The 25901-nt window shown below is 60.8% G+C and carries 25 protein-coding genes; 13 read left to right on the plus strand and 12 right to left on the minus strand.

What is annotated here, in order from left to right; genetic code table 11:
- Positions 1-62: 62 nt before the first annotated feature.
- The 4 genes from J5M66_RS11810 to J5M66_RS11825 all read left to right on the plus strand — a co-directional run bounded on the left by J5M66_RS11810 (position 63) and on the right by J5M66_RS11825 (position 4488).
- The gene (locus tag J5M66_RS11810) at positions 63-1229 is read left to right on the plus strand and encodes an MFS transporter (RefSeq protein ID WP_207809607.1); all 1167 of its coding nucleotides are present in this window, start codon (positions 63-65) and stop codon (positions 1227-1229) included.
- A gap of 168 nt (positions 1230-1397) precedes the next feature.
- A complete protein-coding gene (locus J5M66_RS11815; RefSeq protein WP_024012953.1) occupies positions 1398-2084 on the plus strand; it encodes an HPP family protein in 687 nt (228 codons plus the stop codon).
- Positions 2085-2226: 142 nt separating this feature from the next.
- Positions 2227-3333 (plus strand): enoyl-CoA hydratase/isomerase family protein, encoded by a 1107-nt coding sequence (locus J5M66_RS11820; protein WP_123442492.1) that lies wholly within the window; start codon positions 2227-2229, stop codon positions 3331-3333.
- Between the two features lie 3 nt (positions 3334-3336).
- A complete protein-coding gene (locus tag J5M66_RS11825) occupies positions 3337-4488 on the plus strand; it encodes an acyl-CoA dehydrogenase family protein (RefSeq protein ID WP_123442493.1) in 1152 nt (383 codons plus the stop codon).
- 91 nt (positions 4489-4579) lie between these two features.
- Here J5M66_RS11825 and J5M66_RS11830 read toward each other — a convergent pair whose 3' ends face one another.
- From J5M66_RS11830 to J5M66_RS11855, 6 genes are all read right to left on the minus strand, one after another.
- On the minus strand, positions 4580-5353 hold the full coding sequence (locus tag J5M66_RS11830; protein WP_207809866.1) for an enoyl-CoA hydratase: 774 nt from the start codon (positions 5351-5353) through the stop codon (positions 4580-4582).
- 15 nt (positions 5354-5368) lie between these two features.
- Positions 5369-6496, minus strand: a complete 1128-nt coding sequence (locus J5M66_RS11835) for an acyl-CoA dehydrogenase (RefSeq protein WP_095180012.1) — start codon at positions 6494-6496, stop codon at positions 5369-5371.
- Positions 6497-6638: 142 nt separating this feature from the next.
- Positions 6639-7832, minus strand: coding sequence for an acetyl-CoA C-acyltransferase (locus J5M66_RS11840; RefSeq protein ID WP_125916249.1), 1194 nt, complete (start codon positions 7830-7832; stop codon positions 6639-6641).
- A 12-nt stretch (positions 7833-7844) separates the two neighbouring features.
- On the minus strand, positions 7845-8606 hold the full coding sequence (locus tag J5M66_RS11845; protein ID WP_207809074.1) for an SDR family NAD(P)-dependent oxidoreductase: 762 nt from the start codon (positions 8604-8606) through the stop codon (positions 7845-7847).
- A gap of 18 nt (positions 8607-8624) precedes the next feature.
- Positions 8625-10289 (minus strand): AMP-binding protein, encoded by a 1665-nt coding sequence (locus J5M66_RS11850; RefSeq protein WP_207809077.1) that lies wholly within the window; start codon positions 10287-10289, stop codon positions 8625-8627.
- Positions 10290-10472: 183 nt separating this feature from the next.
- Positions 10473-11489, minus strand: coding sequence for an AraC family transcriptional regulator (locus J5M66_RS11855; protein ID WP_207809079.1), 1017 nt, complete (start codon positions 11487-11489; stop codon positions 10473-10475).
- 259 nt (positions 11490-11748) lie between these two features.
- On the opposite strand from J5M66_RS11855, the gene efeU reads away from it, so the two are divergent.
- From efeU to efeO (J5M66_RS11875), 4 genes are read left to right on the plus strand one after another with little or no spacing between them, the layout of a single operon-like run.
- Positions 11749-12588: an iron uptake transporter permease EfeU gene (gene efeU / locus J5M66_RS11860; protein ID WP_207809081.1), complete on the plus strand. Its 840-nt coding sequence runs from the start codon at positions 11749-11751 to the stop codon at positions 12586-12588.
- A gap of 8 nt (positions 12589-12596) precedes the next feature.
- Entirely contained in the window at positions 12597-13781 is a 1185-nt protein-coding gene (gene efeO / locus J5M66_RS11865; protein WP_207809083.1) for an iron uptake system protein EfeO, read from the plus strand.
- Positions 13782-13798: 17 nt separating this feature from the next.
- The gene (gene efeB, locus J5M66_RS11870) at positions 13799-15097 is read left to right on the plus strand and encodes an iron uptake transporter deferrochelatase/peroxidase subunit (RefSeq protein WP_123442499.1); all 1299 of its coding nucleotides are present in this window, start codon (positions 13799-13801) and stop codon (positions 15095-15097) included.
- A gap of 26 nt (positions 15098-15123) precedes the next feature.
- A complete protein-coding gene (gene efeO, locus J5M66_RS11875) occupies positions 15124-15948 on the plus strand; it encodes an iron uptake system protein EfeO (protein ID WP_207809085.1) in 825 nt (274 codons plus the stop codon).
- A gap of 120 nt (positions 15949-16068) precedes the next feature.
- Here efeO (J5M66_RS11875) and pssA read toward each other — a convergent pair whose 3' ends face one another.
- On the minus strand, positions 16069-17412 hold the full coding sequence (gene pssA, locus J5M66_RS11880) for a CDP-diacylglycerol--serine O-phosphatidyltransferase (protein ID WP_207809087.1): 1344 nt from the start codon (positions 17410-17412) through the stop codon (positions 16069-16071).
- A gap of 215 nt (positions 17413-17627) precedes the next feature.
- Between pssA and J5M66_RS11885 the strand changes: the two genes are divergently transcribed.
- The 3 genes from J5M66_RS11885 to J5M66_RS11895 all read left to right on the plus strand — a co-directional run bounded on the left by J5M66_RS11885 (position 17628) and on the right by J5M66_RS11895 (position 19736).
- Positions 17628-18191: a TetR family transcriptional regulator gene (locus J5M66_RS11885; protein WP_136493643.1), complete on the plus strand. Its 564-nt coding sequence runs from the start codon at positions 17628-17630 to the stop codon at positions 18189-18191.
- A gap of 54 nt (positions 18192-18245) precedes the next feature.
- Complete coding sequence (locus J5M66_RS11890; protein WP_130930111.1) at positions 18246-18725, plus strand: nuclear transport factor 2 family protein; 480 nt, start codon at positions 18246-18248, stop codon at positions 18723-18725.
- A gap of 231 nt (positions 18726-18956) precedes the next feature.
- Positions 18957-19736 (plus strand): TSUP family transporter, encoded by a 780-nt coding sequence (locus J5M66_RS11895; RefSeq protein WP_016774706.1) that lies wholly within the window; start codon positions 18957-18959, stop codon positions 19734-19736.
- Here the strand turns inward: J5M66_RS11895 and nudC are convergent.
- From nudC to J5M66_RS11915, 4 genes are all read right to left on the minus strand, one after another.
- Positions 19704-20534, minus strand: a complete 831-nt coding sequence (gene nudC, locus J5M66_RS11900) for an NAD(+) diphosphatase (RefSeq protein ID WP_125916241.1) — start codon at positions 20532-20534, stop codon at positions 19704-19706. The two genes, J5M66_RS11895 and nudC, sit on opposite strands and share 33 nt — an antisense overlap.
- Positions 20535-20541: 7 nt before the next feature.
- On the minus strand, positions 20542-21354 hold the full coding sequence (locus tag J5M66_RS11905) for a crotonase/enoyl-CoA hydratase family protein (RefSeq protein WP_207809089.1): 813 nt from the start codon (positions 21352-21354) through the stop codon (positions 20542-20544).
- 186 nt (positions 21355-21540) lie between these two features.
- Complete coding sequence (locus J5M66_RS11910; protein ID WP_207809090.1) at positions 21541-22686, minus strand: PQQ-dependent sugar dehydrogenase; 1146 nt, start codon at positions 22684-22686, stop codon at positions 21541-21543.
- A gap of 52 nt (positions 22687-22738) precedes the next feature.
- Positions 22739-23059 (minus strand): hypothetical protein, encoded by a 321-nt coding sequence (locus J5M66_RS11915; protein WP_016774702.1) that lies wholly within the window; start codon positions 23057-23059, stop codon positions 22739-22741.
- A 189-nt stretch (positions 23060-23248) separates the two neighbouring features.
- On the opposite strand from J5M66_RS11915, the gene J5M66_RS11920 reads away from it, so the two are divergent.
- Positions 23249-24115: a Ku protein gene (locus J5M66_RS11920; RefSeq protein ID WP_122612738.1), complete on the plus strand. Its 867-nt coding sequence runs from the start codon at positions 23249-23251 to the stop codon at positions 24113-24115.
- Positions 24116-24247: 132 nt separating this feature from the next.
- On the opposite strand, the gene lpxO is transcribed toward J5M66_RS11920, so the two are convergent.
- Positions 24248-25147, minus strand: a complete 900-nt coding sequence (lpxO, locus tag J5M66_RS11925; RefSeq protein ID WP_207809093.1) for a lipid A hydroxylase LpxO — start codon at positions 25145-25147, stop codon at positions 24248-24250.
- A gap of 309 nt (positions 25148-25456) precedes the next feature.
- Between lpxO and J5M66_RS11930 the strand changes: the two genes are divergently transcribed.
- Positions 25457-25891: a short chain dehydrogenase gene (locus J5M66_RS11930; RefSeq protein ID WP_122698302.1), complete on the plus strand. Its 435-nt coding sequence runs from the start codon at positions 25457-25459 to the stop codon at positions 25889-25891.
- Positions 25892-25901: the final 10 nt, after the last annotated feature.

Consider the following 25901-nt stretch of genomic DNA (forward strand, 5'->3'; position numbering starts at 1 on the left):
AAGGGGCGATGGTGTGTCAGCTTTTTCGCCCCAGGCTTCCCGAATAAGGACATTCCCCTTCCGTGGCCATGTATTCGCCTTTCATCCGCCGGTTGATGATCAGCTCGCTGACCGTGGTCATCAGCCGCGCCCTGGTCAGTCCGTTGTTGACGCTGTTCCTGAGCAACAAGCTTGGCCTCAATCCGCAGGATGTCGGCTTGCTGCTCGGCATCGCCGTGTTCAGCGCCACGCTGCTGTCGCTGTACGGCGGCTACATCATCGACAAGCTGGACAAGCGCCAGTTGCTGATTGTGGCCATGCTCTCCAGCGGTATCGGCGTGATCCTGCTGACCTTCGCGCAGAACCTGTATCTGGTCACCCTGGTGCTGATCATCAGCGAAACCGCGTCGGCGCTGTTCCTCATCGGCTCCAAGGCGATCCTCAGTGAAAACCTGCCGGTGGGCCAGCGGGTCAAGGCGTTTTCCCTCAATTACACGCTGACCAATATCGGCTACGCCGTCGGCCCGATGATTGGCGTGGTGATTGCCGGGGTGCAGCCGTCCGCGCCGTTCATCGTTGCCGGTGCGATCGCCATTGGCAGTATTTTTCTGCTGCTCGGCGCGACCCGGGATGCCAGTCCGACAACTTCCGGCAGTGCGCCGCAAAGTTTCCTCAACACGCTGATGATCCTGAAAAACGACCGCACCATGGTTCTGTTCACCCTCGGTTGCCTGCTCAGCACATTGGTGCACGGGCGCTTTACGCTGTACCTGTCGCAATACCTGCTGGTCACCCACACCCAGCAACAGACCCTGGACACCATGGCCGCCCTGCTCGCCTGCAACGCAATCACAGTGATCCTGCTGCAATACCAGGTCGGTCGCTGGCTCAGTCGCGAACACCTGCGTCACTGGATTGCTGGCGGCACTGCGCTGTTCATCGTCGGGTTGATTGGCTTCAGTTTGGCGGACAGCCTGCTCGGCTGGTGCGTGGCGATGTTCATCTTCACCTTGGGAGAGATGATCATTTACCCGGCAGACTTCCTCTTCGTCGACACCCTCGCCCCGGAGGCACTGCGCGGCAGCTACTACGGCGCGCAGAACCTGGCGGCACTCGGCGGCGGGGCGAGCCCGGTGCTGTGCGGGTTTCTGCTGATGCACACGCCGGCGCTGAGCATGTTCTACGCCCTGAGCGGCTTGGCGGCGCTGGGTGGATATCTATGCTTCGTCAGCGCGCGGCGCACCACTTAAATGCAAAAATAGTGCACTAAAACTGCATTTATATGAATTTGTCAGCATCGATTTTGATCGGCAAACTACGCGCGTTCCTCCCCCAATGTTGGAACGCTTCGAGGGCTTTCCGGATATGCCGGACAAGTCCTTTTTTTTGCCCCGGATTTTGTAAAGGATCAGTTCTACATGCTTGCTCGCTGGTTGCCCGCTGCCATCAACACCCGCCCCACTGAATGGAGCCGTGCCGCGATCGGCATGGCCTTGGGCACGCTGTTCAGTGTGTGGATGTGCGCGCAGGTGTTCGGCCATGACGTTGCGTTTCACCTGGTCGGCCCGCTCGGCGCTTCGGCGGTGCTGCTGTTCGCCGTGTCCTCCGGCGCCCTCGCCCAGCCATGGTCGATTCTCGGCGGCTACCTGTGTGCTGGCGTGGTCGCCTTGCTGGTGGCCCATGTGCTTGGCCGTACGCTGGGCAGCGCCTGCCTTGCCGCCGGCATGGCAGTGATTCTGATGTGCTGGCTGCGTTGCCTGCACCCACCGGCCGGCGCCTTGGCGTTGACACTGGTGCTGGCCGACCCTGCGACCATCGCCATGGACTGGAAAGCCATGGAGCCGGTGATGCTCGGCGCCCTGTGCATGCTCGTCAGCGCGCTGGCCTATAACAACCTGACCCGCATCCGTTATCCGAAACGCGCTGCCGACCCGGCACCGCCAGTGGTCCCGGTCGACCGCCAGGCGATTACGGCCGAAGACTTGAAACTGGCGCTGGCCGACATGGAAGCCTTCATCGACGTCACCCCCGAAGACCTCGAACGGCTGATCCACGCCAGCGAACTGCACGCCAAGCGCCGCAGCATCAGCGAAACCTTCCGATAATCACGCAATTTCGAGGCATGTAAAAACGCAGATTCCCCCTGCACATATCCCCGTTGTACACGACAAATTTGCACTGTTACGATCCGCTAACGCCCGCGCGCGGGCTTTTCGAATAAAGACAATAAAAAGCAGGGAGTTACAGATGACAGCTCAGGCTTCATCCCGGCGGACCCCGTCCATGGATGCCATACCAAACGACGTGCTGGCCGAGGTGCGCAACCATATCGGCCACCTGACCCTCAACCGCCCTGCGGGCCTCAATGCAATCACCCTGGACATGGTGCGTCTGCTGCAACAGCAGCTCGATGCCTGGGCGTCTGACGCCGATGTGCACGCCGTGGTATTGCGCGGTGCCGGCGAAAAGGCTTTCTGCGCCGGCGGTGATATTCGTTCGCTGTACGACAGCTACAAGAGCGGCGACACGCTGCACGAAGATTTCTTCGTCGAGGAGTACGCCCTCGACCTGACGATTCATCACTACCGCAAACCGGTGCTGGCCCTGATGGACGGTTTCGTCCTCGGCGGCGGCATGGGCCTGGTGCAAGGCGCCGATCTGCGCGTGGTCACCGAAAAGAGCCGTCTGGCGATGCCGGAAGTGGCCATCGGTTATTTCCCCGACGTCGGCGGCAGCTATTTCCTGCCACGCATTCCCGGTGAACTGGGGATTTATCTGGGCGTCAGCGGCGTGCAGATTCGCGCTGCCGATGCGCTGTACTGCGGCCTCGCCGACTGGTATCTGGACAGCAGCAAACTGGCCCTGCTCGACGAGAAACTCGACCAGATGGAGTGGCAGGACACGCCGCTCAAGTCGCTGCAGAACCTGCTGGCCAAGCACGCTGTACAAACCCTGCCGGATGCCCCACTTGAGGCGCTGCGCCCGGCCATCGACCACTTCTTCGCCCTGCCCGACGTGCCGAGCATGATCGAGCAATTGCGCGCCGTCACTGTCGCCGACAGCCACGAATGGGCGGTCACCACGGCGGATCTGCTGGAAACCCGCTCGCCGCTGGCCATGGCCGTGACCCTGGAAATGCTCCGTCGCGGCAGGCACCTGAGTCTGGAGAATTGCTTTGCGCTGGAGCTGCATCTGGACCGCCAGTGGTTTGCCCGTGGCGACCTGATCGAAGGCGTGCGCGCCCTGCTGATCGACAAGGACAAGTCACCGCGCTGGAACCCGCCGACCGTCGCTGAGCTGGACGCTGCGCAGGTTGCGAGCTTCTTCCATGGTTTTGATGAGAGCGGGAGCTGAGTCATGCACGATCTCGAACTGACTGAAGAACAAGTGATGATCCGCGACATGGCCCGGGATTTTGCCCGTGGCGAAATCGCACCCCACGCCCAGGCGTGGGAAAAGGCTGGCTGGATCGACGACGCGCTGGTGGCGAAGATGGGTGAGCTGGGCTTGCTCGGCATGGTTGTGCCGGAAGAATGGGGCGGCACTTACGTCGATTACGTCGCCTATGCCCTGGCGGTTGAGGAAATCTCTGCCGGTGACGGCGCGACCGGCGCGTTCATGAGCATCCACAACTCGGTAGGCTGCGGGCCGGTGCTCAACTACGGCAGCGCCGAACAGAAACAGACTTGGCTGGCCGATCTGGCCAGTGGGCAGACCATCGGTTGCTTCTGCCTGACCGAACCCCAGGCCGGTTCCGAAGCGCACAACCTGCGCACCCGCGCCGAACTGCGCGACGGCCAATGGGTGATCAACGGTGCCAAGCAATTTGTCAGCAATGGCAAGCGGGCGAAACTGGCGATCGTCTTCGCTGTGACCGATCCGGATCTCGGCAAAAAAGGCCTGTCAGCGTTTCTGGTGCCGACCGACACACCGGGTTTCATCGTCGATCGCACCGAACACAAAATGGGCATCCGCGCCTCCGACACCTGCGCGGTGACGCTGAACAACTGCAGCATCCCCGAGGCCAATCTGCTCGGCGAACGCGGCAAGGGCCTGGCGATTGCCCTGTCCAACCTTGAAGGCGGACGCATCGGCATCGCCGCGCAGGCATTGGGTATCGCCCGGGCAGCGTTTGAAGCGGCGTTGGCCTACTCGAAAGACCGGGTGCAATTCGACAAGCCGATCATTGAGCACCAGAGCATCGCCAATCTGCTGGCTGACATGCACATGCAGATCAACGCCGCACGGTTGCTGATCCTCCATGCAGCGCGGCTGCGCACGGCGGGTAAACCATGCTTGTCCGAGGCCTCACAGGCCAAGCTGTTCGCGTCGGAAATGGCCGAGAAAGTGTGTTCGTCGGCGATCCAGATCCATGGCGGCTATGGCTATCTGGAGGATTACCCAGTCGAGAAGTACTACCGCGATGCGCGGATTACCCAGATCTATGAAGGGTCGAGCGAGATACAGCGGATGGTGATTGCGCGGGATTTGAAGAACTATCAGCTGTAAAAGCTTCGCGAGCAGGCTCGCTCCCACATTGGACGGCGCAGATCCTGTGGGAGCGAGCCTGCTCGCGAAAGCGTCAGCTTAGGCACCGCATCTATTTGCCTTGGAATGCAGCCTCACGCTTGGCGATAAACGCCGCCATCCCTTCCTTCTGATCCTGCGTCGCAAACGCGGCATGGAACACCCGTCGCTCAAAGCGCACGCCTTCGCTCAGGTTGACCTCGAACGTGCGGTTGACGCTCTCCTTGATCATCATCGCAATCGGCAATGACTTGCCGGCGATCACCGCTGCGACTTTCAGCGCTTCATCAAGCAGCTCATCGCTCGGCACGATGCGCGCGACGATGCCGCAACGCTCGGCTTCTACCGCGTCGATCATGCGCCCGCTCAGGCACATTTCCATGGCTTTGGCTTTGCCCACGGCGCGGGTCAGGCGCTGGGTGCCGCCCATTCCCGGCAGCACGCCGAGGTTGATTTCCGGCTGGCCGAATTTGGCGTTGTCGCCCGCCAGGATGAAGTCGCACATCAGCGCCAGTTCACAACCGCCGCCGAGGGCAAAGCCGTTGACCGCTGCGATGATCGGCTTGCGTCGGTTGGCAACGCGATCGCTGTCGCTGAACAGATCGTCCATGTAGATCTGCGGATAGGTCAGCTCAGCCATTTCCTTGATGTCGGCACCGGCGGCAAAAGCTTTTTTCGAACCGGTGAGGACGATGCAGCCAATGTGCGCATCGGCTTCCAGCGTATCGAGGGCGTGGTTCACTTCGCTGACCAGTTGCGCGTTCAGCGCGTTCAGCGCCTGCGGCCGGTTGAGGGTGATCAGGCCGACGCGGTCGCGGGTTTCCAGCAGAATCGTTTCGTAAGTCATGAAGAAAATTCCTTGTCAGAGATTGCGCGAAATGACCATGCGCTGAATGTCGCTGGTGCCTTCGTAGATCTGGCAGACGCGCACGTCGCGGTAGATGCGTTCCAGCGGGAAGTCGTTGAGGTAACCGTAACCGCCGAGGGTTTGCAAGGCCATGGAACAGACCTTCTCGGCCATTTCCGAGGCGAACAGCTTGGCCATCGACGCCTCGACCAGCGCCGGTTGGCCGCTGTCGCGCAAGGCTGCGGCGTAATGCACCATCTGCCGGGCGACGGCAATTTGCGTGGCCATGTCCGCCAGGCGGAACGCCACGGCCTGATGCTCGATGATCGGCTTGCCGAAGGTGTCACGCTCGCGGGCGTAATCACGCGCGGCCTCGAACGCAGCGCGGGCCATGCCGACAGCTTGCGAGGCGATACCGACGCGGCCGCCTTCTAGGTTGGCCAGGGCGATCTTGTAACCTTCGCCCTCCTCGCCGAGGCGGTTGGCGACCGGCACTTTCACATCTTCAAAAAGAATCTGGCAGGTGTCGGAGGCGTGCTGGCCGAGTTTGTCTTCGACCCGCGCAACTTTGTAGCCGGGCGAGTCGGTCGGCACGATAAACGCGCTGATCCCGCGTTTGCCGGCGCTCGGGTCAGTCACGGCAAACACGATCACGATGCCGGCGTTCTGCCCGGAGGTGATGAACTGTTTGCAACCGTTGAGCACGTAGTGATCGCCGTCCAGCCGGGCGCGGGTTTTCAGGCTGCTGGCATCGGAACCGGCCTGCGGTTCGGTCAGCGCGAACGCACCGAGCATGGCGCCGCTGGCCAACGGTTTGAGGAAGCGTTCACGCTGGTCGTCATTGCCGAACTTGAGAATCGGCACGCAGCCGACCGAGTTGTGCACGCTCATGATCGTCGAACAGGCACCGTCGCCGGCGGCGATTTCTTCCAGGGCCATGGCGTACGCGAGGTAGCCGGTGTCACAGCCGCCCCACTGCTCCGGCACGAGCATGCCGAAAAAGCCCAGCTCGGCCATCTCGGCGATGGCTTCCTTGGGGAAACGGTGTTCGCGATCCCACTCGGCGGCGAACGGCTTGAGCCGCTCCTCGGCAAACTGCCGGGCCATGTCGCGGATCTGGGTTTGGTCTTCGTTGGGGATCATGGTGATTCCTTAATTCTTCCAAACAACCACATAACCTGTGGGAGCTGGCTTGCCAGCGATGAGGCCGTCACATCCAACATTGATGGTGACTGATCCATTGCCATCGCGGGCAAGCCCGCTCCCACAAGGTCAACTGTCAACCTCAATAGACGCATTCCACAGCCATGGCCGTGGCTTCGCCGCCGCCAATGCAGATCGCTGCAATGCCGCGCTTGAGCTGTTTCTGCCGCAGCGCCGCGAGCAACGTCACCAGAATCCGCGCCCCCGACGCACCGATCGGATGGCCCAGCGCGCAGGCGCCGCCATGCACGTTGAGCTTGTCGTGGGGAATCTCCAGGTGCGTCATCGCCGCCATGCCGACCACGGCAAACGCTTCGTTCACTTCAAACAGATCCACTTGATCCAGCGTCCAACCGGTCTTCTTCACCAGTTTCTTGATCGCGCCAATCGGTGCGGTGGGAAACAGCCCAGGGGTATCAGCGAACGCAGCGTGGCCATGAATCACCGCCAGCGGCTTGAGGCCCAGTTGCTGCGCGTGGGACTGGCGCATCAGCACCAACGCCGCCGCGCCGTCGGAAATCGAGCTGGAGTTGGCTGCGGTGACCGTGCCACCGTCGCGGAACGCCGGTTTCAGCGAGGCGACCTTGTCGAGTTTGGCTTTTGGCGGCTGTTCATCGTTGCTGATGACCACCTGCTCTTTGCCGACGGTCACCGTCAGCGGGACGATTTCGTCCTTGAAGCTGCCATCCTTGATCGCCTGTTGCGCGCGGGTGGTCGAGGCAATGGCGAAAGCGTCCTGCGCCTCGCGGCTGAAGCCGTTGGCCTCGGCGCAATCCTCAGCGAAGGTGCCCATCAGGCGGCCCTTGTCGTAGGCGTCTTCGAGGCCGTCGAGGAACATCGAATCGAGCACGCGGCCATGGCCCATGCGATAACCGGCGCGGGCGCGATCGAGCAGGTACGGCGAGTTGGACATGCTTTCCATGCCGCCGGCAATCACCACGTCGGCACTGCCGGCAAGCAGCATGTCGTGGGCCATGATGGTGGTCTGCATGCCCGAGCCGCACATCTTGTTCACCGTGGTGCAGCGCGTCGATTTATCCAGCCCGGCACCCAGCGCAGCCTGACGTGCCGGCGCCTGGCCGAGGCCGGCAGGCAGTACGCAACCGAACAGCACTTCATCAACCGCGTCGCTGGCGACACCGGCGCGTTCGACCGCAGCCTTGATCGCCGCCGCGCCGAGTTGCGGTGCGGTAAGGCTTTTCAGTTCACCTTGAAAACCGCCCATCGGCGTGCGGACGGCGCTGACGATAACAATCGGATCATTGGACATAGTCATGACTAATCCTCCTTACTTGGCGGCCATGCGCAAGGCGCCGTCGAGACGGATCACCTCGCCGTTGAGCATGCTGTTTTCGATGATATGGCGCACGAGCGCGGCGTATTCGGCGGGCTTGCCCAGACGCGGCGGGAATGGCACGCCGGCGGCCAGCGAGTCGCGCACTTCCGGGGTCATGCCGGCCATCATCGGCGTTTCGAAAATGCCCGGTGCGATGGTCATCACGCGGATGCCGAAGCGCGCCAGTTCGCGGGCGGCCGGCAGGGTCAGGCTGGCGATCGCGCCTTTCGAAGCCGAGTACGCAGCCTGGCCAATCTGACCGTCGAACGCTGCGACCGAGGCGGTGTTGATGATCACACCACGCTCGCCATCAGCATTGGCTTCGCTCTCGGCAATCGCCGCAGCGGCCAGGCGCAGCATGTTGAAACTGCCGATCAGGTTGACGTTGATCACTTGCGCGAAACTGCTCAGGGCATGCGGGCCGCTCTTGCCGAGAATTTTCTCGCCACGCACGATGCCGGCGCAGTTGATCAGGCCGTTGAGGCCGCCAAATGCGGCAACGGTCGCCTGCACAGCGGCTTCGGCGGCGGCTTCATTGCTGATGTCGGCAACTACACTTTGCGCACCGAGGCGCTGAGCCTGAGCGGCGACGGCTTCGGCGTTCATGTCGACCAGCATGACTTTGGCGCCGGCACTGACCAGCAATTCAGCGCTGGCGGCACCGAGGCCTGACGCGCCGCCGGTGACGATAAAAACCTTGTTCTCGATCTGCATGACGGTGTTTCCTTGGATTCAAGCTGAAACGTTGTGCGCCGCGGCCTCTTGAGCCTTGGCGATTTCCTGGTTGCGCAAGATAAAGCGCTGCAATTTGCCACTCGGGGTTTTGGGCAATTCGCTGACAAATTCGATTTCACGCGGGTACGAATGCGCGGCCAGGCGCTTGCGTACGTGTTGGCGCAGTTCTTCGGCCAGCTCCGGCGCGGCGCGGAACTGCGCGCTCAGCACGACGAAGGCTTTGACCAGTTCAGTGCGTTCCGGGTCGGGCTTGCCGACGACCGCCGCTTCGACCACGGCCGGGTGTTCGATCAGGGCACTTTCCACGTCGAACGGGCCGACGCGGTAGCCCGAAGTGGTGATCACATCATCACTGCGGCCGACGAAGCTGATGCTGCCGTCCGGGTTCCACTCCACGGTGTCGCCGCTCAGGTAGTAGTTGCCAACAAAGGCCTTGGTCGGCGCGCCTTCGTAGCCGCCGAACCAGCACATCGGCGACTGCGGGCGGTCGATGGCGAGGATGCCCGGCTGACCGACGCCGAGTTCGTTGTATTGCTCATCGAGCACGACGATGCGATGGCCCGGCGAAGCGAAACCAGCGGCGCCGACATGCACCGGGTGCTCAAGGCCGTGGTGGTTGCACAGCACCATGCCCAGTTCGGTCTGGCCGTAATGATCGTGAATGACCACGTCGAGGTTATCGGCGAACCAGCGGATCACTTCCGGGTTCAGCGGCTCACCGGCGCTGCTGACGATGCGCAGTTTGCCCTTGATCGATCTGGCGAACTCCTCTCCCCCGGCTATCAGCAAGCGATAGGCAGTGGGCGAACCGGTGAGATTGGTGATGCCATATTTGTTGATCACCCGGCAGGTGCTTTCGAGGGTGAACGGGCCATCGTAGAAGGTGATCGGGTGGCCCAGCGCCAACGGCCCGGTCACGCCGAAATAGATGCCATAGGCCCAGCCCGGATCGGCGACGTTCCAGAATGCGTCTTCGGGACGCAGGTCCACCGCATCACGGGTGTAGCTCTGGAAAGCGACGATGGCTTTGAGCGGCACTGACAGTGCCTTCGCCGGCCCCGTGGTGCCCGAGGTGAACATCAGCAGGAACGGGTCTTCGCCGGTCAGTAACAACGGTTCGCAAACGTTGGAATGGTTGGCCAGCTCAGCCCAGAAACTGAAATCACCACGAACGATGCCCTGACCTTTCTCACCGCCAACGGTGACGACGGTCGGGCAGGCGCTGACTTCACTGAGCTTGGGGCGATTGATCGCATCGGTGACCACGACTTTCGCCCCGGAACTGTTCAGGCGATGTTCGAGGGCTTTCGGCCCGAATGCAGTGAATAGCGGCTGATACACCGCGCCGATGCGCCAGGTGGCGAGCACGGTGATGAGTAATTCGACGTTGCGCGGCAGCAGGCCGGCGACCTTGTCGCCCTTCTGCACGCCCTGGGCCAGGAGGAAATTGGCGAAACGCGCGGCTTTGTCTTGCAGATCAGTGAAGGTGTAAGTCGCACTTGAGCCGTCGCGACCTTCCCAGAACAACGCAATGCGCCCAGGCAAGGCATGGCGGTCGCAACATTCGACGCAGGCGTTGAGTGCCGCAAGCGTGCCGCGCAGTGACGCGTCGACGGTGTGCTGATAATCGAACTGTTCGGTGGCAGACAAGTAATCGCGCATTGCCAGAATCCCTCGGTGTTTTTATTAGGCTGGGAACCGTAAACAACACAGGGATAGTCGCGCCGCGCGGGGCTTGGGGCAATGGTCAAAGTTATCAAAGTGGCTGACTGGTTTGGCCAAGCCTTTTAAGGGAATGGTCACGCGGCCCTGGGTGGGAGCGAGCCTGCTCGCGAAGGCGTCGGGTCAGACCACCTCATTGAGGATCAGTGTGCGGTAATGCCCCGGGTTCGACCCGGACCATTTGCGAAACGCCTTGTAGAACGAACTGGCATCCGCAAAGCCCAGCCGTGCAGCAATCTCGACGAAACTGATCGAGGGCTCTGCCAGCCAGGTGATTGCCAATTCCTTTCGCACGCTGTCCTTGAGACCCTGATAAGTCTGCCCTTCCTCGGCCAGACGCCGGCGTAATGTCGACGCGGACATGCACAGTTGCTGGGCCAGCGCCTCGGTTTCCGGCCAGTGCTCGGCGGGCACTTGCCGCAGATCCTGCTTGATCCGGCTGGCGAGGCTGTCGGGGTCGCGGTACTTGACCAGAATGTTCGCCGGCGCCTGGGCCAGAAAGCGCTTGAGTTCTTCGGCACTGCGCTTGACCGGCAGATCGAGGCAATCGGCGGAAAAGATCATTCGTGTGCGCGGACGTTCGAAGCGCAGGTTTTCCGAAAACATCACCCGATAGTCGTCAGTGAAATCAGGTTCGGCGCAGCGCAGTTCAATCGCCAGAATCGGAATCCGCCGCCCGGCCAGCCAGCACGCGACGCCGTGCACGATCATCCAGTAAGTGAAATAGGTGAAGGCGCGGCGCGGTTCGGCGTCGTCTTCGAGCAGGACGATTTCCGCCAGGCTCTGCTGATGCACCAGTTGCGCCGGCAGTTTTTCCAGCATCAGCGAAAGGAACGTCAGGCCGGTATCCAGCGCCGCCGCCAGCGTCGGTTGCGCCATTGCGCTGCGACACAGAAACGCCAGGCTGCCGGACTTGAGCGGGCGTGGGTCCATGCCGAAGAACTCGTCATCACAGCGTCTGGCCAGCAGGCGCCAGAGTCTGGCGTATTGCGAGGCCGGCACCCTGCCCTCATCGGCCGCTAACAAAGCCGGATCGATGCCGACCTTGCTCAACGCCTCATCCGTCGCCGCGCCCGGGGCACAACTTTGCAGCAGCGCTTCGCGCACCAGTTGAATGGCAATGGTGTCTTTTTCTGCCATGGAGCGAGGTGAGCCTTGTTGTTTTTTGGGTGGTGGGCATCTTAACCCAGCTGCTGAAGTCACCGCAGGGCCAATGTGGGAGCGAGCCTGCTCGCGAACGCGGTGTGTCAGATAAACAAATGTCACAGGCATACCGCATTCGCGAGCAGGAATGACAGTTGTTCAGCTAAGGTTCAGCTAAATGTCAATGAATGCCATTTGGGAATGAGTGTCATTATGTTACAACTTAGCCTCCTATCTAAATCGCTGTGGCTCGCCAATGCTCGTTCCCTTTTTGATCATGTTGCGCGAAGGCATCGAGGCCGCGCTTATCGTCGGCATCATTGCCAGTTATTTGCAGCAGACCGGCCGTGGCCAATGGATGCCGGCCGTATGGATCGGCGTCTTCCTCGCCGCCGCCCTTGCCCTGCTGGTCGGCGGTGGCCTGGAGTTGGTGAGCGCTGAATTCCCGCAAAAGCAGCAGGAGTTGTTCGAAGGCGTGGTCGGTCTGGTCGCCGTGGGCATTCTCAGTTCGATGGTGTTCTGGATGCGCAAGGTCGCGCGGTCGATCAAGCACTCGCTGCAAGCCTCGCTGGATCAGGCGCTGACGCACTCCAGGCATCAGGTGATTGCATTGATCGCCATGGTTTTCTTCGCCGTCGCTCGCGAAGGCCTGGAGACGGTGTTCTTCCTGCTCGCCGTGTTCCAGCAAAGCGAAGGCCCGGGCGCGCCGATTGGCGCCCTGCTCGGCCTGATCCTGGCGGTGATCGTCGGTTTCCTGATCTACAGCGGCAGCATGCGCCTCAATCTCTCGGCGTTCTTCAAGTGGACCGGATTGTTCATCCTCGTGGTCGCCGCCGGGATTCTCGCCAACTCGGTGCAGGCGCTGCATGAAGCCGGGCTGTGGAATCACCTGCAAACGGTGCTGTTCGACTTCAGCGCGACGCTGCCGATGGACGGCCCGCTGGGCTCGGTGCTGGCCGGCATGTTCGGTTATCAGGATGCGCCGACCGTCAGCACCTTGGGCGCGTACCTGATTTATCTGCTGCTGGCACTGGTGATGTTCTTCATGCCCGCGCCTCGCCAGGCGACGCCAACCACTTCCGTTTCCAGCCAATAAGGCCCTTCATGTCTACTACCCAAACACCTCCGGCCCTGCGTTGGGCGCTGGCCGGCTCGGTGCTGCTGATGATCGCCGCCGGCGGGCTGTTCTGGTACGCCTCGAACATGGCCGCCGCCAAGCGTCAGCACAACCACGACGAAATCGTCGTCAACATCCATCCACACAGTTGCGAGCCGAACGCACTGACGGTGCCGGCCGGCCGCGCCAGTTTCCGCATCGTCAACCGCTCCGAGCGTGCGGTCGAGTGGGAAATTCTCGACGGCGTGCTGGTGGTCGAAGAGCGGGAAAACATCGCGCCGGGCCTGAGCCAGGTGATCAACGCCAACCTGCAACCGGGCGACTATGCGATCACTTGCGGCTTGCTCAGCAACCCGCGCGGCACCTTGCACGTCACCCCGACGGCCGCTTCCGATGCCGCCGCCAAGGCCAAGCCGTCGATGGTGGCGTTCGTCGGGCCGCTGTCGGAATTTCGCGTGTATCTGGCCGTTCAGGGCAGCGCGTTGATCAAAGCGGCGACGGCGCTGAATCAGGCGATCGCCAGTGGCAATCTCGATCAGGCGCAAGCGTTGTACCTGCCGGCGCGTGCTGCCTATCAGCGTCTGGCGCCGGCGGCGCAGCGCCTGGCCGAGCTGGACAATCAGATCAATGCCCGCGCCGATTACTTCGAAAAGCGCGAGCAGGATCCGGCCTTTGTCGGTTTCCATCGCCTCGAATACGCGCTGTTCCAGCAGCGCAATCTCGACGATGTCACGCCGATTGCCCAGCGCTTGCTCGCAGATGTCACCACCCTCAAGCAACAGTTGCTCGCGCAGTCACTGCCGCCGGAGCAACTGGTGGGCATCGTCGTGCGCAACCTCAACAGCCTCGCCGAGGTGCGCGCCGGCAGCGGCGAGGAAGAACGCTACAGCCACAGCGATCTCAACGGTTTCGCCGCCAACGCGCAGACCGCGCGCAAGGTCGTCGACCTGTTGCGCCCGATGCTGAGCAAATCCTCCGCTGACGTGTTGGCGAATATCGACCAGGCCATGAGTGACTTCGACAACCAGCTCAACGCGTACAAATCCGCCGATGGCTACGTCAGTTACGACGCCGTGACCGCCGCGCAACGCCAGCAGATCGCCGCCAAAGCCAAGGCTCTGGCCGCGGCAATGGATGGCATCGACCCCGCCCTCGGCCTTTCCGGCCTGTAAGCAGAAGACCACGACAGATGAACGATTCAGAACCTCTCAACCTGCAACGACGTCGCGTGCTGATGGGCATGGGCGCCGCCGGTGTCGCCCTTGCCGGCTCGGCGCTGAGCTGCCCGGCCATGGCCGCGCAGCCTGCGCAAGTCACCGAAGCGCCGAGCAGCGACAAGACCGAAGACCGCCATGATTTCCACGGTGTGCACCAGGCCGGCATCGTCACCCCGCGCCCGGCCTCCGGGATGCTGGTGGCGTTCGATGTGCTGGCCAGCGATCGCGAAGACCTCGAGAGGCTGTTCCGCACCCTCAACGAACGCATCGCGTTTTTGATGAAGGGCGGCCTGGTCGCGCAGATCGACCCGAAACTGCCACCGCTGGACTCCGGCATCCTCGGCCCGGTGGTCACCCCGGACAACCTGACCATCACCGTTTCCGTCGGCGATTCGCTGTTCGACGAGCGCTTCGGTCTGGCGGCGGCAAAGCCCAAGCGTCTGCAACGCATGGTCGGCTTTCCCAATGATGCGCTGGACGCCGATTGCTGCCATGGCGACCTGAGCCTGCAGTTCTGCGCCAACACCGCCGACACCAACATTCACGCCCTGCGCGACATCGTCAAGAATCTTCCTGATCTGTTGCTGGTGCGCTGGAAACAGGAAGGCAGCGTCCCGCCGCAAGCCCCGGCCAAACCTGGTGTACCGGCGCAGTCGGCGCGCAACTTTCTCGGTTTTCGCGATGGCTCGGCCAACCCTGATTCCAACGACGCCAAGGCCATGGAGCGGATTGTCTGGGTACAACCGGACAGTGACGAACCGGCCTGGGCTGCCCACGGCAGTTATCAAGCGGTGCGCATCATCCGCAACTTCGTCGAGCGCTGGGATCGCACGCCGTTGCAGGAGCAGGAAAGCATTCTCGGCCGGGTCAAGAGCAGCGGCGCCCCCATCGGCGGCCACAAGGAAAGCGAAGTGCCGGATTACAGCAAGGACCCCGCCGGCAAGCTGACCAGGCTCGATGCGCACATTCGTCTGGCCAACCCGCGCACCGCCGCGACCCAGGCCAATTTGATCCTGCGGCGGCCGTTCAACTACTCCAACGGCGTCAACAAGAACGGCCAGCTCGACATGGGCCTGCTGTTCATCTGCTACCAGGCCGACCTGGAACAAGGCTTTATCACCGTGCAAACCCGCCTCAACGGCGAACCGCTTGAGGAATACCTCAAACCGGTCGGCGGCGGTTACTTCTTTACCCTGCCCGGCGTGACCGGCGATGACGATTTCATCGGTCGCTCGTTACTGGCTGCCACCTCCCAAAACAAAACCGCATGACACCCAACCGACACTGGAGCCGCCCCATGAAAAAAACGCCACTCGCGTTATTGCTGACCCTTGGTTTGCTCAACACCCCGCTGGCGGCGTTCGCCGCGACTGCGCCGCTGGATCTGGTGGGGCCGGTGTCGGACTACAAGATTTACGTCACCGAAAAGCTCGATGAACTGGCCAGCCACACCCAGCAGTTCACCGACGCAGTGAAGAAAGGCGACTTGGCCACCGCGCAGAAGCTCTACGCGCCGACGCGGGTTTATTACGAGTCGATCGAGCCGATTGCCGAGCTGTTCAGCGATCTCGATGCGTCCATCGACTCGCGTGTCGACGATCACGAAAAAGGCGTAAAGGCCGAGGACTTCACTGGCTTTCACCGGATCGAATATTCGTTGTTCGCGGAGAAATCCACCCAAGGCCTGGACGCATTGGCCGACGGTTTGAACAAAGACGTGCAGGATCTGCAAACCCGTGTGGCCGGTCTGACCTTCCCGCCGGAAAAAGTCGTTGGCGGCGCTGCTGCGCTGTTGGAAGAAGTGGCGGCGACGAAGATTTCCGGCGAGGAAGACCGCTACAGCCACACTGACCTGTATGACTTCCAGGGCAATATCGACGGCGCCAAGAAGATCGTCGACTTGTTCCGCCCGCAGATCGAACAGCAGGACAAGGCGTTCGTAGCGAAAGTCGACAAGAACCTCGCCACGGTCGACAGGATTCTGGCCAAGTACAAGAATGCGGATGGCGGATTTGAGACCTATGACAAGGTCAAGGACAACGACCGCAAAGCGCTGGTCGGGCCGGTGAATACACTGGCAGAGGATTTGTCGATGATGCGCGGGAAGTTGGGTCTGAATTAAATCTTCAGCGCCTCATCGCGGGCAAGCCCGCTCCCACAGGTTTCCAGGTGTGCATAGGCTTTGTGAACGACATCGAACACTGTGGGAGCGGGCTTGCCCGCGATAGCGATTTCAGCAGCTCTAGAGAATCCTGTACAGCAACCGCTCAATCCTCACCCGACTCACCCGCTTGAGAAACTTCGCCACCCCTGCCGGGTAATCCGGCAGTGTTTCCAGGGTCTGGAAGCTGTCGATCCGCGTGGTATGGCGGAAGATGTTTTCCAGCTCTTTCGCCCGTGGCTCCAGCCACTCGCCTTTCGGGTCTTCGATCAGCAGCGCGTTTTCCAGGTCGAGGCGGAACGCCCGTGGGTTGAGGTTGTTGCCGGTCAGCAAGGTGTAGCGCTGATCGATCCACATGCCTTTAAGGTGATAGGTGTTGTCACCGTCACGCCACAAGTGCAGGTTCAACTGGCCACTGTCGATGCTGTGCTGATGGCGTTTGGCGAAGCGGCGCAGGCTGATTTCGTACAGATACGGCAGCGCGGCGATCACCTTGAACGGCTCGCTCGGCGGAATGTAGAAGTCATTGGCGGTCTTGTCGCCGACCACGATATCGATCTTTACGCCACGGGTCAGCGCTCGATTGATCTCACGAATCACACCCAGTGGCAGATTGAAGTACGGCGTGCAGATGGTCAGCTGCTTTTGCGCGCTGGCGATCAGCTCGAGAATCGCCCGGTTCAGCGGGTTGTTCTTGCCGACGCCGAGCAGTGGCGTGACCGATAGACCTTCTCGGCTGGTGCTGCCGGCGCCGGTGTCATAAGTCGCGTATTTCAGACGGCTGCGCAGATCGCCGATGTCGTTGCGCAGGCTGCGGGTAGTCGGCAGGTTGGGCAGGTCGAGGCGGTGCACGGCTTTCGATTCGATCAGGCCATGCTTGACTAGGTGATGCATCGAATCCGCCAGCTCGCGACTGCGCAGCACGTGGTAACGGTCGAAACGGTACTTGTCGAGTTTGTGCAGGTAGACGTTGTTGAGGCTCGCGCCGCTGTAGACCACCTTGTCGTCAATCACGAAGCCTTTGAGGTGCAGCACGCCGAACAGCTCGCGGGTCTGCACCGGCACGCCGTAGATCGGCACTTCGCTCTGATGTGTGCGGGTCATGTCCTGATACCAGGCGGCGTTGCCCGGCTGCTTGCCCGCGCCGATCAGGCCGCGCTGGGCGCGCAACCAGTCAACCACCACGGCGATTTCCAGTTCGGGACGCTTGAGTTTGGCAGCGTGCAGGGCATCGAGGATTTCCTGGCCGGCTTCGTCCTGCTGCAGATACAGCGCGACGATGTAGATGCGCTGGGTCGCTGCGGCGATTTGCTCGAGCAGGCAGCGTCGGAATTCGGCAGCACTGGACAGAATGCTCACCGCCTCGGCGGTCAGCGCGAAGCTGCGCAGTTTGGGCAGCAGAGAACGTTTGAAAAGCAACGGCATAAGGCTCGCAAGGTTCGATTCCGAAGAGTTTGAGAGCTTACACCATCGTCTGCGCCGGGTCTTGTCAGTGTCCGTAATGGCCCCTTCGCGAGCAGGCTCGCTCCCACCGTTGAAATGCATTTCCCTGTGGGAGCGAGCCTGCTCCCGAAAGCGTTTTCACACACGCCGAAGAAAATCGCTTGACCAAGGAGAACACTCGTTCTACTGTTCGCCACATGAACGAATCAATCAGCAATGACACACGCGACATCATTCTGGATGTCACCGAAAAGTTGATCTACAAAAGTGGCATCGCTGCCACCAGCATGGATCTTCTGGTGAAGACCGCCGGCGTCTCCAGAAAAAGCATTTACCGTTACTTTGCCGACAAGGACGCACTGGTTGTCGCAGCGCTTCAGCGACGCGATGTTCGCTGGATGCACTGGTTCACACATGCTGTCGATCAGGCCGAAACCCCGGTTGATCGCCTGCTCAACCTGTTTACCGTGCTCAAGGGCTGGTTCGACTCGGAAGGCTTTCGCGGCTGCGCCTTTATCAACACCAGCGGCGAAACGGGCGATCCGCAGGATCCGGTGCGGCTGGTGGCCAAAGAACACAAACAGAAGCTGCTCGACTACGTGAGCAAGCTGTGTACCGAATATGGTGCCGAGGATCCGCAACTATTGGCCAGACAGTTGCTGATCCTGATTGAAGGCGCCATTACCGTAGCGCTTGTGATGGGTGATCACAGTGCCGCCGATAATGCGCAATGCATGGCGCGAAAGTTATTGGGCCTGTAACTCTTAATAAGCCGGACTTGTTGTTCATACATTAAATGAATCAGGAGATTGAACATGTCGAATGCAGCCCAGGTACGTCCGCCATTGCCGCCATTCAACCATGCGTCAGCGATCGAGAAGGTACGTCTGGCCGAGGATGGCTGGAACAGCCGTGATCCGGAAAAGGTTTCGCTCGCTTATACCCTCGATACCAAGTGGCGCAATCGCGCCGAGTTCGCCAACAACCGCGAAGAGGCCAAGGCATTTCTGACGCGCAAGTGGGCGAAGGAACTGGATTATCGCTTGATCAAAGAGCTCTGGGCCTACTCCGATACGCGTATCGCCGTGCGTTATGCCTATGAATGGCACGACGATTCGGGCAACTGGTTCCGCTCGTACGGTAACGAGAACTGGGAGTTCGACGACAACGGCCTGATGTTCCAGCGCTATGCCTGCATCAACGACATGCCGATCAAGGAAAGCGAGCGCAAATTCCACTGGCCGCTGGGCCGCCGGCCGGATGATCATCCGGGGCTGAGTGAACTCGGTCTCTAAAGCCAACCCACCCCTGTGTAGGAGCTGCCGAAGGCTGCGATCTTTTGATCTTGATTTGATCGTTCCCACGCGCCCCGGAAGATCGCAGCCTTCGGCAGCTCCTACACAGGAATGTATTCCACACTGTAATTGACGACGGCATGCTCTGGCTCGCCGCAACAGTTCGATACAGGTAACATAACCGCCCTCCCCGCAGCCCACGTTCTGCGCCTTGCCGAATAAGCCGAATCCATGCCTTTCGAACTCAGCGTTGACCTCACCACCCTGGCCATTCTGGCTGCTGTTGCTTTCCTTGCCGGTTTCATCGATGCCATCGCTGGCGGTGGCGGTCTGTTGACTACGCCGGCGCTGCTGACGGCGGGCCTGCCGCCGCACCTGGTGCTGGGCACCAACAAGCTGAGTTCGACTTTCGGTTCGGCGACCGCCAGCTTCACCTTCTACAAGCGCAAACTGTTCCACCCACGCCAGTGGACCCACGCGATTGTCGGCACCCTGGTCGGCGCGCTCACTGGCGCGGTGGTTGCGCATTACCTGCCGGCCGAGTGGCTAAACAAGATGCTGCCGGTGATCGTCTTCGCCTGTGGCCTGTATTTGCTGTTTGGCGGCACGCCGAAAGCGCCGCTGGACAGCGACGCGCCGATCAAAAAGAAATGGCAATCGACCCAAGGCTTCAGCCTCGGCTTCTATGATGGCGTGGCCGGTCCCGGCACGGGGGCGTTCTGGACAGTCAGCAGTCTGCTGCTGTACCCGATTGATCTGGTCAAGGCCAGCGGCGTGGCGCGCAGCATGAACTTTGTCAGCAACATCGCGGCGCTGTCGGTGTTCATCTTCTCCGGTCAGGTCGACTGGATCATTGGCTTGTGCATGGGCCTGTCGGTGATGGTCGGAGCGTTCTTTGGCGCGCGTACCGCGATCAGCGGCGGCGCCAAATTCATTCGTCCGGTGTTCATCACCGTCGTGCTCGGCTTGACCGTGCGCTTAGCCTGGCAGCACTGGTTCAGCGTGGCCTAAGCGCCGCGCCACATAGACGTCGATCAGGTAACGGGCAATCGAACGCGACGCCGGCAACGGCGGCAGGTCATGCACGTTGAACCACTGAGCGTCCTCGATCTCGTCTTCCTGACAGACAATCTCGCCACCGGCATATTCGGCATGGAAGCCGAGCATCATCGAGTGCGGGAACGGCCAGCACTGGCTGCCGATGTACTGGATGTTCTTCACTTCAATCTGCACTTCCTCGCGAACTTCGCGAATCAGGCAATCCTCGGCTGATTCCCCCGGCTCGGCGAAACCGGCCAGCGTGCTGTAAACCCCGGTAACGAACCGCGGCGAGCGTGCCAGAAGGATTTCGTCGCCACGGGTGATCAGCACGATCATGCTCGGTGAAATGCGCGGATAACTGCGCAGCTCGCACGGCTGGCAATACATCGCTCGTTCGCGCGGTACTTGTGTCATCGGCTGGCCACAGTTGCCGCAGAAGCGATGCTCTCGTGCCCAAGTGCCGATCTGTGCGGCATAACCGAGCACTTTGTACAGCGTGTGATCGCCTTCGAGCATGAACGCCCGCAAGCCTTTCCAGCCGCATCCGGGCACTTCGCTGACGCTGCGCAACTCGAGCAGATACACCGGCTCGCCATCCAGATGACCAATCCCATGCTCGGCGAGGACTGAAAGGTCCTGGCGCTTGAGCCATTCGCGCGGGAACAGCGCGCCGTTGTCATCGAACAGAAAGCCTTCCGGGCTGCGCGCTACGGCCCAGCCGCCGGGTTGATCGGTGTCGAGTACTGCAGTGGTCCAGCGAGAGGTCATGGTTAACTTAATCCAGAAATTCGGGTTTCTGTTTTCTCATGTGGGCGGCCATGGCCACGCGCAGATCGGTGGATTGCAGCATGGCGGCGTTCCAGGTGGCAACGTATTCGAGACCATCGTCGATGCGATGGTCGCGCATGTAGCTGATCATTTCCTTGGTGCCGGTCACGGCAATCGGCGACTTCGCCGCGATGTCGCGGGCAATGCCGAACACGCCTTCGAGCAGCGTGTCCTTGTCGCTGTAGACGCGATTGACCAGGCCCATGCTGCGCGCTTCCTCGGCGCCAAAGGTGCGACCGGTGTAAGCCAGTTCACGCAGCATGCCGTCTCCGATGATTCGCGGCAACCGTTGCAGCGTACCGACGTCAGCGGCCATGCCGATGTCAATTTCCTTGATGGAAAATTGCGCGTCCTCGGCGGCATAACGCATGTCACAGGCTGAGATCAGATCAATTGCCCCGCCCAGGCAATAGCCCTGAATCGCAGCAAGCACCGGTTTGCGGCAGTTGTCGACGGCGTTGAACGAGGCTTGCAGATTGAGGATCTTGCGCCGCAACAGGCGCGCATTGCGGCCCACGTCCTTGCCCAGCTCGTTGGCGACGCCGGCAAGCATCATCAGGTCAATGCCGGAGGAAAAATGCTTGCCGTTACCGCTGAGGACTGCCGCGCGGACTTCGTCGGTATCGTCGATCCATTGGAATATCTCGACAATCTCGCTCCAGAACGCCGCGTTCATTGCGTTGATCTTTTCCGGGCGATTGATCTGCACATGGGCGATGTTGTCGGCCAGTTCGACGCTGAAGGCGGAGTATTGAGTCATGGCAGTGATCCTTTACCGGGCTGGGAAATAAGCCCCGAACTATAACAAGGCAATGGGGCGGCGGTTCGGCCAAATGCGGGACTGACGGGCGCGGCTCATTGGGGAGCTGCCGAAGGCTGCGATCTTTTGGGACGCAGAGCGTCCCGGATTGCATTCCCACGCAGAGCGTGGGAACGATCGATTGGCTTATTTCAGCCCCAGTCTGTAAAGCGAGCCATTTTCTTCATCCGTCAGCACATACAGATAGCCGTCCGGCCCTTGGCGCACATCGCGTATCCGCTTGTTCAACTCACCCAGCAAACGCTCCTCATGCACGACTTTGTCACCATCGAACTGCAGGCGAATCAGTTCCTGACTCACCAGTGCGCCGATAAACGCGTTGTGCTGCCACGGGGTGAAGCGATCGGCGTCGTAGAACGCCATGCCGGTAACCCCGGGGGATTTTTCCCAGACATGATGCGGCGCCAAGGTGCCTTCAGCAGTTTTGCCCTTGGCCTCTGGAATCGGCTGCATTGAGTAATTGATGCCATGGGTCGCCAACGGCCAGCCGTAGTTTTTGCCGCGCTCGATGATATTCACTTCATCGCCGCCACGTGGCCCGTGCTCGTTTTCCCACAACGTGCCGGTCCACGGGTTGAGCGCCGCGCCCTGCGGGTTGCGCAGGCCATAGGACCAGATTTCAGGCCGGACACCGGATTGGCCAATGAAAGGGTTATCGTCCGGCACTTTGCCGTCCGGGAAGATGCGTACGACTTTGCCTTGCAGCTTGTCGAGGTCCTGCGCAGTCGGGCGGTCGTTGTTTTCGCCGAGGGTGATGAACAGATACCCGTCGCGATCGAACACCAGGCGTGAACCGAAGTGGTTGCTCACCGACAGTTTCGGTTCCTGACGGAAGATCACATTGAAGTCCTTCAGCGTCTTCAAGTCATCGGAAAGCCGTCCGCGCCCTACCGCCGTACCAGCCTTGCCGCCCTCACCACCGCCTTCGGCATACGACAGATAGACCATGCGGTCCTGCTTGAAGTCTGGCGACAGCGCCGCATCGAGCAAACCGCCCTGCCCTTTGGCCCAGACCTGCGGCACGCCACTGATCGGCTCCGACAGTTTGCCGTCCTTGCTGACGACGCGCAGATGCCCCGGGCGCTCGGTCACCAGCATGCCCTTCTGATCAGGCAGAAATGCCAGCGCCCACGGATGTTCCAGGCCTTGGGCAATGGTGGTGACTTCAAGAATGCCCTGTTCGCTTTTCAGCTCTTTGGGCGCGGCGGCGAATGCCGGGGCACTGATCAGCGCGGCGGCGCAGCAGGTGGCTAGTAGGGTTTTACGCAACATGCACGATTCCTTTTGTTAGTGTGAAAGGCTGACAGAACATCAGTCCTGCCGTTCAACGGTTGCTGCCGGTGCCCCGTGGGGGCGGGTTGGGAATAAAGGTTGGCGGATTGCTCGGCACCGAGCGAATTGGCTGGCCATTGCCGATACCGCGATTTTCAACGGTTGGCTGACGTGGCACGGGAACGGTGTTCGGCCCGCGAAGGGGCGGAGCGCTGGGCTGGGTGCCCTGCATGCTGTTGGGATTGGCCCGGCGGATCGGGCTGTTGTAGGGATTGTTGCTGTTGCCCGTAGGGCTTTGCGCCAGCACGACATCGGCATGAACCAGACCGCCACTGAGGGCAAGGACGGCGATGCCAAGCAGAAACCGGTTCATGGGAAATACCTCTCGATGTGCGTGGACTAGAGCCTTGGAGCCCACGCTACGCCGTGGGTTCGGATTTGTTAACCCTCGCGCCTTAAACAACATGTAACACGGCTTGACCGTACCGCTGGAAGCCGCGCAATCACCGGAAACTTTCTCACCGCGCCGCGGGTCACCTGATCATCAATCGGAGGACAGGTCATGGCTCGGGCAATCTGGAAAGGCGCAATCAGTTTTGGACTGGTACACATCCCCGTGGCGCTGGTTTCAGCGACGTCGTCCCAAGGCGTGGACTTCGACTGGCTCGACAGCCGCAGCATGGACCCGGTGGGCTACAAACGCATCAACAAGGTCACCGGCAAGGAAGTCACCAAAGAGAACATCGTCAAAGGCGTGGCCTACGAAAAGGGCCGATATGTGGTGCTCAGCGAGGAAGAAATCCGCTCCGCGCACCCCGTTTCCACGCAGACCATCGACATTTTCTCTTTCGTCGACGCCGAGCAGATTCCGCTGCAGAACATCGATACGCCCTACTACCTGGCACCGGACAAACGCGGCGGCAAGGTCTACGCGTTGCTGCGCGAAACCCTGAGCAAAACCAACAAGGTCGCCCTCGCCCGCGTTGTCCTGCATACCCGTCAATATCTGGCCGCGTTGATGCCGCTGGAGTCGGCGCTGGTTCTGGTGAAACTGCGCTGGCCGCAGGAAGTGCGCAGCCTTGATGAACTGGCGCTGGGCAGCGAAGTGACGAAGCCGCAACTGGCCAAGGGCGAGCTGGACATGGCCAAACGTCTGGTTGAAGACATGACCTCGGAGTGGTCGCCTGAGGACTACAAGGACGAGTTCGAAGACAAGATCATGGCGCTGGTCGAGAAGAAAGCCCACGAAGGCAAGATCGAGGACGTCGAGACCGCCACTGGCGAGGAAGAGCGCAAGACTGCCGATGTTATCGACTTGACCGAACTGCTCAAGCGCAGCCTCGGCGGCAAGGCACCGGCCAAGTCCAAGGCCAAATCAACCAGTAAGGCGGCGCCGGCGAAGAAGACTCGGAAGGCGTCTGGGGAGTAAGCGTTGGGCCAGATAGAGGTATGTTGGAAGTGAAACCGCCTTCGCGAGCAGGCTCGCTCCCACAGGGGAACGCATTCCAGATTGTGGGCGCGAGCCTGCTCGCGAAGAGGCCGGTACTGACGCCGCAAGCCTTCAGATCAGAATAAAGATCGCCAACAACGCGGCAAAAATCGCCCATTTCTCGAGGTAATACCGCGTACGGTTGCGCTTCTTCAGCTCTTTGCCGCGCAAACGGATCTTGTAGATCTTGGTAAACAAGCGGTTGATACCACCAGTCTTGTCCCCCGCATCATTCGGCGCGCCTGCCGCTGACATCACGGTGCGGCTGAACCAGCGATTGAACGCGGCGGCCCAACGGTATTTCAACGGACGCTCAATGTCGCAGAACAGAATGATGCGGTTCTGATCCGTGGTGTTTTCGGCGTAATGAATAAACGTCTCGTCGAACATCACCGCTTCGCCATCGCGCCAGTGATAGTTCTCACCGTCGACGTTGATGTAGCAGCCAGGATCGTTCGGCGTATCCAGGCCCAGGTGATAACGGTAGGAACCCGCATACGGATCGCGATGGCGCACCAGTTTCGAGCCCGGTGGCAGCTCGGCAAACATCGCCGCTTTGATCGAGCCGATGCTTTGCACCAGTTCGGTGGTGCGTGGGCACAGCTTCATCGCCGATGGGTGACTGTCGCCGTACCACTTGAGGTAGAAGCGCTTCCAGCCAGTCTTGAAGAAGGAATTGAAACCGACATCGTCGTATTGATTCGAGCGTTTGATCTCGCCGGCACGCAGCAGATTCTGGCCTTCCTCGCGAATCTCTTCCCAGTGCGCCTGCAACGGGCTCAGATCGGGAAAGTCTGCCGGGTTCAGATACGGCTTGTTCGGCATCCTGGAAAACAGATAGAGGAAGCAGTTGATCGGCGCGAGGAACGTCGAGTGGTCACTCAATTGCCGCCCCAGTTTGTGGCGCACGCGCCCACGCAAGTGAACGTAAGCAATGGAGATGGCATAAACAGCGGCAATGATGAGTTTCACGGAAAAGGGTCACACGTCAAAAGTGAACAAACTGCGCGCGTGGCGACCTGAGGCCCAGCGTCTTATGCAGCGGTCTTGATGCACAGGGCGCGTCCTTGGCCCGCGCCGTTTCCGGGCGCTCGGTGAAAGGGTCGCATTTTAGCCACAGTTCGTAACCGATAGTGAACCCTCAACTGTGAAAAACTGTCTTGCGCGTTTGCGTGTGAAGCTCCAGCACACTTCAGTCCATACAAACGCCCGTTGCTCATTTCGATGGAACCACGCTTGGCACGCGCTCCTCTATCGCTTACCAATAACGGAGGAACCCCCATGATCGCCCCAGAAACCGGTATGAAACCAGGTCAGCGCTATCGAATTGAAAGCGTCGAGCGCGCGCCGCAATTCTCTGGCTTTTTTCTCGATGGAAAGTATTACCTGGGACCTGAGTTGCAGACCGCCATCGGCTGGCTTGAAGGGCAAATCTTCTTCTACGACCAGCTCGACCCGACCGGTGAGCCGGTTTATCCGGGCAGAATTGCCGGCACGATCGAAGGGCTGACGCTGGTAATGCCGGACGGCTTACGGCTGGAGATTGAAGAAGCGCCTTATATGGCGGAACCTGCTGCGCCAGTGCGCGCTTCCCTCGCCGGGCGCATCGAGCGTATCTCGCGGCAGCCAATTCGCCCTTCACCGCTTCTGGTGGCCGGGGCTGCGATGCTGGTAGGGGTTTGCCTGCTGACGATCTCGCGCATCAGAAATCGCTGAAGGCCACCGC

Origin of the sequence: Pseudomonas sp. 67(2021) (assembly GCF_017491835.1) — a bacterium.
GTDB classification, from domain to species: Bacteria; Pseudomonadota; Gammaproteobacteria; order Pseudomonadales; family Pseudomonadaceae; genus Aquipseudomonas; species Aquipseudomonas atacamensis.